The sequence below is a fragment of the Micromonospora craterilacus genome, from assembly GCF_003236315.1.
GTDB lineage: Bacteria > Actinomycetota > Actinomycetes > Mycobacteriales > Micromonosporaceae > Micromonospora > Micromonospora craterilacus.
In genome coordinates this window covers 1-10,597 of record NZ_POTY01000237.1, presented here as the reverse complement: position 1 = coordinate 10,597, position 10,597 = coordinate 1, and the positions used below count along the sequence as shown (strand labels likewise).

Here is a 10,597-nt window from a genome sequence, read left to right as displayed (position 1 = left end):
CCCCACCGTGGACCCCACTGAGCCCACCGACCCTGGCACCATCCAGACCAACGCCGTGGGCCGGGACTGCAACGGCCACGGTACGCATGTGGCCGGCACCGTCGGCGGCGCGAAGTACGGTGTGGCCAAGGGGGTCAAGCTCGTCGGCGTACGGGTGCTCGACTGTGACGGCACCGGCACCACCGAGCAGGTCATCGCCGGCATCGACTGGGTGACCAAGAACGCCAAGAAGCCGGCCGTGGCCAACCTGAGCCTGGGCGACATCAAGGCCATCCCGTCGCTCGACGCGGCGGTCAAGCGGTCCATCGACTCCGGCATCACCTACGCGATCGCCGCCGGCAACGACTGGATGGACGCCTGCAAGGTGTCGCCGGCCCGGGTGCCGGACGCGATCACCGTGGGCGCCACCGACCGGATCGACATGCGCGCCTGGTTCTCCAACTACGGCAAGTGCATCGACATGTTCGCCCCCGGGGTGAACATCGTCTCGGCGCGGCACAACAACAACACCGGCAGCGTGGCGTTCGACGGCACCTCGATGGCCGCCCCGCACGTGGCGGGTGCCGCAGCCCTGCTGCTGCACGCCAACCCGACCTGGAAGCCGAAGCAGGTCCGCGACCGGATCGTCACCACCGGCATCGCCGGCGCGGTGCACGACCGGAAGGGCTCGATGGACCGGGTGTTGACCGTCGGCTCGGTCACCCCCGCCCGCAGCGGGTACGGCTTCAAGGCCCGCTCCAACGGCAAGTACGCCACCGCTGTCAGCAAGGGCACCAAGCCGCTGGTCAACAACGGCGGGGGCCTGGGCACGGCGCAGCGGTACGACTTCGTCAACGCCGGCAGCGGGCTGGTCGCGCTGCGCTCGAAGGCCAATGGCAAGTACGTGGTCGCGCCGAGCAAGGGCACCAAGCCGCTGATCGCCAGCAACAAGACGATCGTCACCTCGGCGAAGTTCCAGATCATCAATCACACCGACGGTACGGTCAGCCTCAAGGCCAAGATCAACGGCAAGTACGTCACGGCGCCGAAGTCCGGCAAGTCGTCGCTGATCGCGAACAAGACCAAGGTCGGCACCAACGAGAAGTTTGAGATCGAGGCGCCCGCTCCGGTGGTCAGCATCAGGTCGAAGGCGAGCGGCAAGTACGTCGTGGCCGCGAGCAACGGCAGCAAGCCGCTGATCCCCAGCAGCAAGACGGTCACCAAGGCGGCAAAGTTCGAGCTGGTCAGCAAGGGTGACGGCTTGTTCGGCCTGAAGGCTCTGGCCAACGGCAAGTACGTCGTCGCGCAGAGCAAGGGCACCAAGCCGCTGATCGCCAAGAGCTCCTCCATCGGTCTCTGGGAGCTCTTCGACTTCCTCGACTACAACGCGGATGGCACCGTCTTCCTCCGGGCCTCCGACGACCAGGCGGTCTCCGCCGGCGCGTCCGGCACCAGCCAGCTGATTTCGAACAAGAACATCAGGTGGACCGCTTTCGAACTGGGGCTCGGCAAGGGCGAGAAGTTCACCGTCGCCGTTTCCTGAGGTCCAGCACAACACATCCGGCGCCCGCCGGAGCGCCCCGTGACATCGGGGTCGCTCCGGCGGGCGTCGCCCTTTAGGGCCGCAGCCGACCCGGCTCCCGCGTGCCAGCAGGCGTGAGCCGGCCGCCGGAAGATCGCGCAGCCGGCCGCCGGAAGATCGCGCGCCGTCCGGCCGCGGGCCGGGAGCCGCGACGCTGCGCGGCTCCGCGGCCTTGGGCCGGAGGCCGCGCTGTGCGGGCCGGGGGTCGTCGGACGTGCGCGTTGGGCGGTGGGGTGTCGGAGCTGTCGGGCCGTCGGGGGACAATGGCGGTATGCGTTGGACCGTGCTCGACTCGCCGATCGGGGAGTTCTCCGTGGCCACTGACGGGGACAGCGTGTGCGGGACGCACTTCGGACCGGTCGAGCACGCCGTGGCCGAGCCGGTCGACGAGGTGTCCCGGCAGGCCGTGGCGGAACTGCGGGCGTACTTCGCCGGGGAGCTGAGCGAGTTCGGGGTGCCGGTGACGGTGCCGCGCGGCTCCGAGTTCGAGCGGGCGGTGTGGCGGGAGATGACCCGCATCCCGTACGGCGAGACGCTGACCTACGGCGAGGTGGCCCGGCGGGTGGGCGATCCCGGCGCGGCCCGGGCGGTCGGGGTGGCCTGCAACCGAAACCCGATCCCGGTGATCGTGCCGTGCCACCGCATCATCGGTGCCGGCGGCAAGCTGGTCGGCTTCGGTGGCGGCCTGGACCGCAAGGTCAAGCTGCTGGAGCTGGAGGCCCGCGTCGCCCTGCAACGCGCCTGGTCCTGACCGCACCTGCTTCCGTCGGAAGCAACTCGCGTTGCCCGCCGGGAGACGGTGCCCGTTCAGCCCTTTGGCCGCCGGATCTTGGACACTTCCCGTCAGCCGAGAACGGGAACTGTCCAAGATTTCGGCCGGTCCTGTTGGTGCCGCCGCTTAACCCCAAAGGGCTCGCGGCTCGGACTCCTTAGCAGGTGGTCCGCGCCGTCAGGCGAGCCTGATTGAACTGGGTGGTCCGAAGGCTGGCGATGAAGGTGGTCCAGCCGATGGCGGGGTAGAGCAGGATCGGACCGGACCGGTCTTTGGTGTCGCGTACGGCGAACCGACCGCTGCCGTCGAGCACCGGCCCGGCCTCGACGCAGTTGCCGCTGCCGTTGCCGCTGCGGGTGCTGACGTGCCAAGCCACCGGCAGCCGGGTGTTGGTCAGTTGGTCGGCGGTCGCCATGTGCTCACTCCAGACGCGCTTCCAGATCGAAGAGGATTCGCTGCACGGCGCCGTTGCGCAGCGCCGCCCGGCGTAGCCGATCGTAGCGCTGGTGCAGCGAATCGGCCTTCTCTCCTTCGACCACGACTGTCCCGACGACTGTGGAGATGCAGCCGGCAGGTGGATATGGCCGGCGCATCCGGAAGACATCGAAGGTGCCGTCCGGACTGGCGTGGGCACCGGCGACGACCGGCAGGATCATGATCTCGACGTTCGGCCAACCGGCCAGCGTGCGGAGGTGAGTGAGTTGGGCGCGCATCACCTCGGGTCCGCCGACCACACGGCGCAGCGCAGCCTCGTCGATGATGGCGGAGAGTCGGATCGGCTCGGGCTGGCTCAGCCGCTGCTGGCGGTTCATGCGCAGATCGACGAAGCGTTGAAGCTGGTCGTCGGTGAGGTCGTCGTCGGCCGCCCGGATGACGGCCTCGGCGTACTCCCTGGTTTGTAGCAAGCCGGGGCACGGGGGCCAAGGAGCGGATGGCGCTGACCGGTGCGTTGGAAAGCGGCGAGGTGGACTCGGTGGAGGAGTTGGCGCTGCGGCTGTCGCCGTACCTGGAGATGTCGGTCTGAGCAGAAACCGAGGGCCGGGCCCTTGTGCGGACCCGGCCCTCGGTGGTGCTGGTGGTCGGCGCGTCAGCGCTCGATCTCGCCGGCGATGAACGCCTCGACGGCGGCGTGCGCGTCGTGGTCGGCGTACTGCACCGGCGGCGACTTCATGAAGTACGACGAGGCCGACAGGATCGGGCCGCCGATCTTCCGGTCCAGGGCGATCTTCGCGGCGCGAACGGCGTCGATGATGACACCGGCCGAGTTCGGCGAGTCCCACACCTCGAGCTTGAGCTCGGCGTTGAGCGGGGTGTCACCGAACGAGCGACCCTCCAGGCGGATGTACGCCCACTTGCGGTCGTCCAGCCACGGCACGTGGTCGGACGGGCCGATGTGCACGTCGCTCTTGGCCATCTCGTGCGGCACCTGGGAGGTCACCGACTGGGTCTTCGAGATCTTCTTCGAGACCAGGCGGTTGCGCTCCAGCATGTTCATGAAGTCCATGTTGCCGCCGAAGTTGAGCTGGTACGTGCGCAGCAGCTCGACGCCCCGGTCCTCGAAGAGCTTGGCCAGCGCCCGGTGCACGATGGTCGCACCGACCTGGCTCTTGATGTCGTCGCCGACGATCGGCAGACCGGCGTCGGTGAACTTCTGCGCCCACTCCGGGTCGGAGGCGATGAAGACCGGCAGGGCATTGACGAACGCGCAGCCGGCGTCGATGGCGGCCTGGGCGTAGAACTTGTCGGCCTGCTCCGAGCCCACCGGCAGGTAGGAGACGACGACGTCGACCTGTGCGTCGCGCAGCGCCTTGGCCACGTCGACCGGCTCGGCGTCCGACTCTTCGACGATTTCGCGGTAGTACTGGCCGAGGCCGTCGAAGGTCGGGCCGCGCTGCACGGCGACACCGGTCGGCGGCACGTCGCAGAGCTTGATGGTGTTGTTCTCGCTGGCGACGATCGCCTCCGCGAGGTCCATGCCCACCTTCTTGGCGTCGACATCGAACGCCGCGACGAACTGCACGTCCGAGACGTGGTAGTCGCCGAAGGTGACGTGCATGAGACCCGGGACGCGGTCGTTCGGGTCGGCGTTCCGGTAGTACTCGACGCCCTGAACCAGGGACGAGGCGCAGTTACCCACACCGACGATGGCGACGCGGACGGAGCCCATCGCGTATGCCTCCTTCTTCTCTGTCACGGCCGCTCTTTCCTGGTCTCTCCAGGCGGAGGCGGGCTGTTGTCTTCTCGTCGGCCGCCGGCCGTCCCGTCGGGCGGGACTGTCGGGGCACGGCCGGAGCGCTCGTTGGCGATGAGCTCCTCCAGCCAGCGGACCTCGCGCTCACAGGCATCCAGGCCGTGGCGCTGCAGCTCCAGCGTGTACGCGTCGAGGCGCTCGGCCGCCCGGCCCAGCATGTCGCGAAGCCCCTCGCGACGTTCCTCGATGGTGCGGCGGCGACCTTCCAGGATCCGAAGTCGGGTCGCCTGGTCGGTGCGGGAAAAGAACGCGAAGTGCACACCGAAGCCGGTGTCGCCGTACGTCTCCGGCCCGGTCTGTGCGATGAGCTGGGCGAAGCGTTCCTTGCCCTCCGCGGTGATGGTGTAGACCACCCGACCTCGCCGGCTGGTCAGCGCGGGGACGTCCTCGGCGGTGGCCGGTGTCTCGGCGGCCTCGGTGATCCAGCCCGCCGCCTGCAACCGGCGCAGGGTCGGGTAGAGCGATCCGTAGCTGATGGCGGCCCGGATCGCTCCGAGCTTGGCAGTGAGTTCCTTGCGCAGCTCGTAGCCATGCATCGGGGCCTCCTGCAGCAGGCCGAGGATGGCGAGTTCGAGCACGGCCACCCTCCCTTTACCCTGTGCGTGGAACGTTAACCGCCACGATGTATCGGACCGATACATCGCACCGTAGCGTCTCGCTCGGGTCGGAGCAAACCCCTGTTCCGGTGTGCCTCGCTCACGGATCGTCACGGTGGTCGCCTCGTGACACGAGACCGCGTACCCTTTGCCGCATGCGTACGCAGCGCCAGGTCGTCGACTACTCGCTCCGGAAGCGAGCAGCGCTGCGCGAGCTCCTCGCCGGACGCGTCGGCACCAATGACCTGTGCGACGCGTCTCCGTACCTGAAGAACGCGGCTCGGTTCCATGGCGAGCCCACCGACCAGCGGTGTCCGATTTGCCGGAGCGAGAACCTCACCCACGTCCACTACATTTACGGGGACGAACTCAAGCAGTCCGCCGGCCAGGCCCGTACGGTGGCCGAGTTGTCGGTGCTGGCGATGACGCTGCGTGAGTTCCAGGTCTTCGTGGTGGAGGTGTGCCTCGGCTGTGACTGGAACCATCTCGTCGAGCAGTACCTGCTCGGGCGGGACGGGTTGACCGTTGGCGCGGGCGGCGAGCCGGAGCATGAAACGCAAAGTGGTGTGGCCGCCGCTGGTGGAATGAGTGCCCGGCGAAGGCGAGAGGCGCAACGGTGAACCGAGCTCGATCGGCCGGCCCCGGCCGTGATGTGAACGGCCGGGGCGACCGACGAGTCACAAGTCTGAATAGTCCGAATGATTCGGATCTGACGCTGGTTCCACGGCACCCCCGTGCCGTGCTCGCTGGTGTCGTAACTCACGGCAAACCGGTGGCGGCGCGACCGTGCTCCACCGCGACGGCAGGGTGTGAGGAATGAACTCGTACGGTGATCCCAGCTCCTCGCGCGGCCGGGCCCGGCTTCCGGGCCAGGACGACCCGGGGCAGGCGGACGACGCGTACCGCCGCCCGGGTGGTGATCCGCGCGGAGTCAACTGGTCAACCGGACCGGACGGCGCCGGCTCATCGGCCCGCGCCTCGGTCGGCGGGCGGGCCTCGGTTGGTGGCTCGGCCAGCGTGCCGCCGCGCGGCGGATCCGCCAGCGCCTCGGCCTCCGTCGGCCGTGCCGGGCCCGGTCGCGCCTCGGTGCCGGTGTCCCCGGCCCCCGGCCGGGCCTCGGTGCCCGTCTCACCCGCCCCGGGTCGGGGCGGTCGCGCGTCGGTGCCGGTGAGCCCGGCGCCGGGCGGGCCGGCGGGCCGGGCCTCGGTCGGTGCCGCCTCCGTCGGCGCGGCGTCGGCCGGTCGGGCGAGCGTCGGCTCGGCGTCCGTGGGCGGCCGGGCCGCGGTGGCCCGGGCGAGCGTCGGTGGCCCCGGTGGGCCGGCCGGTCCCGGCCGCGGTGGTCGCGATCCGGGCGGGGCGGCCCGGGCCCGCAAGCGCAAGCGGATGAACATGCTGATCGCCGGCTTCGCGGTCTTCATCATGCTGGCCGGCATCGGCGTGGTCGGGTTCACCTACTACTCGACCAACGTGGTGATGCCCAAGGAGATCCCGCTGCCGCTCTCCACCACCGTCTACGCCAAGGACGGCAAGACCCTGGTGGCCAAGCTCGGCAACGAGAACCGCACCTTCGTCACTATCGACAACATCCCCCAGCACGTGCGGGACGCCGTCGCCGCCGCCGAGGACCGCAACTTCTACCGGCACTCGGGCGTGGACTACAAGGGCATCGCCCGAGCCGCCTGGAACAACCTCTCCGGCAAGGACAAGCAGGGCGCCTCGACCATCACCCAGCAGTACGCCCGCAACGCCTACGAGAACCTCCAGGACGACAGCTACGCCCGGAAGGTGAAGGAGGCGATCCTCGCCTCCAAGTTGAACGACCAGTTCACCAAGAACCAGATCATGGAGAACTACCTCAACGTCATCTACTTCGGTCGCGGCGCGTACGGCATCGAGGCGGCGGCACAGACGTACTTCAACACCAGCGCCAAGAAGCTAAACCCGGCGCAGGGCGCGGTGCTCGCCGCCCTGATCAAGCAGCCCGACATCAGTCCAACCCACCAGGGGTACGACCCCGAGGTCAACCCGACCGACGCCAAGATCCGTTGGGACTACGTCATCAACGGCATGGTCGAGGAGGGCTGGCTGGGCGTGCCGGGCAAACCGGAGCGCCCGACCGAGTACCCGAAGGTCCAGAAACCCAAGAAGGACAACGGCTTCGGCGTGGCGTCCCCGCGCGGCAACGTCATCAACTACGTCCGCAAGGAGATGGAGGAGTGGGGCCTCTGCTCCAACTCCGGCGCACCGGACAAGCCCAGCTGCGTGACCGAGTTGCGCGAGGGCGGCTACCGGATCACCACCACCATTGACCCGAAGATGCAGAAGGCCCTGGAGGAAGTGGCCCAGGTGGGTCGCAAGGGGTCGTTCCTGGCGGACCAACCGAAGAACCTGATGCCGGCGGTGGTGTCCGTCGAGCCGAAGACCGGCCGGGTGCTGGCCTACTACGGCGGTAACAGCGGCGCGGACTTCGACTACGCGGGTCTGAACACCGACCAGAGCGGTGCCCTCGTGGGCGGTCACCCGCCAGGCTCGTCGTTCAAGGTTTACACCCTGGCCGCAGCCATCGACGCCGGCATCTCGGTGAAGTCCCGCTGGGACGCCACCCCGTTCACGCCAGACGGCTTCGCGAAGCCGATCGTGAACGCGAACCGGGACGTGCGGCAGAGCTGTAACAAGTCCTGCACCCTGCAGGAGACGACCGTGCTGTCGTACAACGTGCCGTTCTTCCACATCGCGGAGAAGATCGGCACGGACAAGGTGATCGACATGGCCCGCCGGGCCGGCATCCGTACGATGTGGGACGACAAGCTCGGGGTGCACGACCTGATCAAGAACAAGCCCAGCGAGCTCGCGCCGGAATACTTCGACCGGGTGGCCGCCTACGGCCAGTACCCGGTCACTGTGCTCGACCACGCCAACGGCCTGGCCACGCTCGCCAACAGCGGCAAGTACAACAAGGCGCACTTCGTGAAGACCGTGGAGAAGCAGAACAAGGCAACCGGCAAGTGGGACAAGGTTCCCGGCACGGGCGAGAAGCTCGATCCAAAACAGGTCATCCGCCCCGAGGTGGCCGACGAGGTGACCGCGGTGCTCAAGGAGATCCCCGGCAAGAACAACGCCAGCCTGGGTAACCGGCAGGTGGCCGGTAAGACCGGCACTTGGCAGCTCGGCGACACCGGCAAGAACCAGGACGCCTGGATGGTCGGCTACGACAAGAACGTCGCGACAGCGGTGTGGATCGGTAGCCGGGACACAAAGAAGCGGGCCATCGTCGACCGTGGCGGCAGCAACATCGGCGGTGGCACCTTGCCGGCCCAGCTGTGGAAGCGGTACATGGACGAGGCGCTGAAGGCGTACGACGCGTCCGACCTGCCGAGCATCACGGGGATCGGCGACGAGGGCGCCGGCAACGGCGAGGAACCGCCTCCGCCGCCCACGAATGACCAGCGCCAGTGCGAGCCGACGGACTTCCTCTGCCTGCTCGGCGGCGGCAACAACGGCGGAAACAACGGCAACGGCAACGGCAACGGCAACGGCAACGGCAATGGCAGGGGCAACAACGGCAACCCGGTCGATCTCTTCCCCGCCGATCCGCCGCCGGACGGTGGTGGCGGTGGTGGTGGCGGGTTGCTGCCACCGAGAACGACAAACCGGGATTGAGATCCCGTCAACGCCGCGGGCGGTCGGACACTTGTCCGGCCGCCCGCGGCGTCTCGCGTACTCGACGGCGACTTCGGCGAGGGTGTCCCCGGAACCGGGGGAGACGATCCGTCGCGTCGTCGCAGTTTCGACTTCTACCGGGTCAACTGATACGGCAGGATGCTCGGTCATGAGCACCCAGTCGACGCCAGGCATCGATGAAACCGGTGTCCCCGACCACCCGTCCCGCTCCGACGGCTTCGTCCGAGGGCTGTCCGGACTCATCGGCGGCCCGCTCGGTGATCACGCGGTCGCGCGGAAACGCCCGAGTGGCGGGGAGCGTAGGTTCTGGACGGCCGTCCGGATCGTCCTGGCGCTGACCTGCCTGACCCTCGCCCTGCACTGGGTGCAGAAGTCGCCCTGCCAGGACGGCGCGTGGGCGAACAACGAGCAGTACACCCGGTTCTGCTACACCGACGTGCTGGCGCTCTACTACGCCGAACGGCTCAACGAGGGTGCCGTGCCGTACCGGGACCATCCGGTCGAGTATCCGGTGCTGACCGGGTACTTCATGGGGGCGCTCGGACTGCCGGTGCACGCGGTAGGCGACGGAAACCCGGAGATCAACCAGGGGCAGTGGTTCTACAACCTCAACGTCCTCGTGCTCGGTGCGCTGGCGGTGGCCACGGTGGCGGTGCTGCTGGCGCTGCGCCGCCGGCGACCATGGGACGCCGCGCTATTCGCGCTCGCCCCCGCACTACTGCTCACCGCCACCGTCAACTGGGACCTGCTCGCCATCGGGCTGGCCGCATTCGGCCTACTGGCCTGGGCCCGCACCGGGTCCGGTCGGACCCTGCGAATTCGCCTGCCCGAGCGATGGCTACCGCAAGGCTGGCACGACCGCGCGCGTGCCCTTTCGTTCGAAGTCAACACCGGACTGTTGCTGGCAGCCCTGGCCGGAGTCCTGATCGGGCTCGCCGGCGCCGCGAAGATGTGGCCGCTGTTCATCCTCGGGCCGATCCTGGTGCTCGCGATCCGAGCCGGCCGGGTCTGGGCCGCCCTCCTGTCCATCATCACGGCCGCGGTGACGGTGGTGGCGGTGAACCTACCGGTGGCCCTTCCCGAAGCCACCAGAGATGGCTGGAAACGCTTCTTCGAGCTGAACACCGATCGACCGATCGACTGGGGAACGCTCTGGTACATCGCCCGCTACCTGGACGGCAAGTTCGGCGACCCCGGCAGTCTCGGCCCGTTCCAGTGGCTGGACGCCAACATCCCCACCCTCAACTACCTGTCGTACGCGCTGTTCGGGCTGGCCTGTCTCGGCATCGGCGCGCTCGCGTTGCTCGCGCCGCGCCGGCCCCGGCTCGGTCAGCTCGCCTTCCTCGTGGTCGCCGCCTTCCTGATCTTCAGCAAGGTGTGGTCGCAACAGTTCGTGCTCTGGCTGCTGCCGCTGGTGGTGCTCGCCCGGCCCAAGTGGGGAGCGTTCCTCGTCTGGCAGGCCGCCGAGGTCTGCTACTTCGTCGCCTTCTACGGCGAGCTGCTCGGTGCGTCGACCGGCCGGCCGGTCTTCCCGGAGGGCGTCTTCGTGCTGGCCGCGAGCCTGCGCCTGGTCACCGTGGTGGCGTTGGTCGTGCTGGTCGTGCGGGAGATCCTGCACCCGGAGCGGGACGCGGTACGCAGCACCTACCCGGACGACCCGGACGGTGGCCTGATCGACGGCAGCCCCGACGCACCCTGGCTGGACCGATGGCGAAGCCGCCGAGCAACCACCGCCC

General features: G+C 68.7%; 8 protein-coding genes and 1 pseudogene. 5 read left to right on the top strand and 4 right to left on the bottom strand.

Going from position 1 to position 10,597, the window contains the following annotated elements; translation table 11 throughout:
* Positions 1 to 1,522, top strand: a 1,522-nt coding sequence (locus tag C1I95_RS27490) for a S8 family peptidase (RefSeq protein ID WP_111218052.1), incomplete at its 5' end; no start/stop codon positions are given.
* A gap of 310 nt (positions 1,523 to 1,832) precedes the next feature.
* Positions 1,833 to 2,312, top strand: coding sequence for a methylated-DNA--[protein]-cysteine S-methyltransferase (locus tag C1I95_RS27485; protein ID WP_111218048.1), 480 nt, complete (start codon positions 1,833 to 1,835; stop codon positions 2,310 to 2,312).
* A 178-nt stretch (positions 2,313 to 2,490) separates the two neighbouring features.
* Here C1I95_RS27485 and C1I95_RS27480 read toward each other — a convergent pair whose 3' ends face one another.
* The 4 genes and pseudogenes from C1I95_RS27480 to C1I95_RS27465 form a co-directional block, all read right to left on the bottom strand.
* Positions 2,491 to 2,748 carry a DUF397 domain-containing protein gene (locus C1I95_RS27480; RefSeq protein WP_111218046.1) on the bottom strand — a complete coding sequence of 86 codons (258 nt, stop codon included), beginning with the start codon at positions 2,746 to 2,748 and terminating at the stop codon, positions 2,491 to 2,493.
* Positions 2,749 to 2,752: 4 nt separating this feature from the next.
* A pseudogene (locus C1I95_RS27475) lies at positions 2,753 to 3,244 on the bottom strand (DUF5753 domain-containing protein); the annotation flags it as partial.
* A 176-nt stretch (positions 3,245 to 3,420) separates the two neighbouring features.
* Positions 3,421 to 4,500: an inositol-3-phosphate synthase gene (locus tag C1I95_RS27470; RefSeq protein WP_111218044.1), complete on the bottom strand. Its 1,080-nt coding sequence runs from the start codon at positions 4,498 to 4,500 to the stop codon at positions 3,421 to 3,423.
* Between the two features lie 23 nt (positions 4,501 to 4,523).
* Positions 4,524 to 5,162 carry a PadR family transcriptional regulator gene (locus C1I95_RS27465; protein ID WP_111218050.1) on the bottom strand — a complete coding sequence of 213 codons (639 nt, stop codon included), beginning with the start codon at positions 5,160 to 5,162 and terminating at the stop codon, positions 4,524 to 4,526.
* Positions 5,163 to 5,335: 173 nt separating this feature from the next.
* On the opposite strand from C1I95_RS27465, the gene C1I95_RS27460 reads away from it, so the two are divergent.
* The 3 genes from C1I95_RS27460 to C1I95_RS27450 form a co-directional block, all read left to right on the top strand.
* Entirely contained in the window at positions 5,336 to 5,800 is a 465-nt protein-coding gene (locus C1I95_RS27460) for a DUF5318 domain-containing protein (protein WP_111218042.1), read from the top strand.
* A 196-nt stretch (positions 5,801 to 5,996) separates the two neighbouring features.
* Positions 5,997 to 8,840, top strand: coding sequence for a transglycosylase domain-containing protein (locus tag C1I95_RS27455; RefSeq protein WP_111218040.1), 2,844 nt, complete (start codon positions 5,997 to 5,999; stop codon positions 8,838 to 8,840).
* Positions 8,841 to 9,009: 169 nt separating this feature from the next.
* A partial coding sequence (locus C1I95_RS27450; RefSeq protein ID WP_111218038.1) for a glycosyltransferase family 87 protein occupies positions 9,010 to 10,597 on the top strand: 1,588 nt, incomplete at its 3' end.

Bases quoted from the DNA above. Each gene is read 5' to 3' on its own strand.
- C1I95_RS27470 (WP_111218044.1), bottom strand. From the start codon at position 4,500: ATGGGCTCCGTCCGCGTCGCCATCGTCGGTGTGGGTAACTGCGCCTCG.
- C1I95_RS27460 (WP_111218042.1), top strand. From the start codon at position 5,336: ATGCGTACGCAGCGCCAGGTCGTCGACTACTCGCTCCGGAAGCGAGCA.
- C1I95_RS27480 (WP_111218046.1), bottom strand. From the start codon at position 2,748: ATGGCGACCGCCGACCAACTGACCAACACCCGGCTGCCGGTGGCTTGG.
- C1I95_RS27485 (WP_111218048.1), top strand. From the start codon at position 1,833: ATGCGTTGGACCGTGCTCGACTCGCCGATCGGGGAGTTCTCCGTGGCC.
- C1I95_RS27455 (WP_111218040.1), top strand. From the start codon at position 5,997: ATGAACTCGTACGGTGATCCCAGCTCCTCGCGCGGCCGGGCCCGGCTT.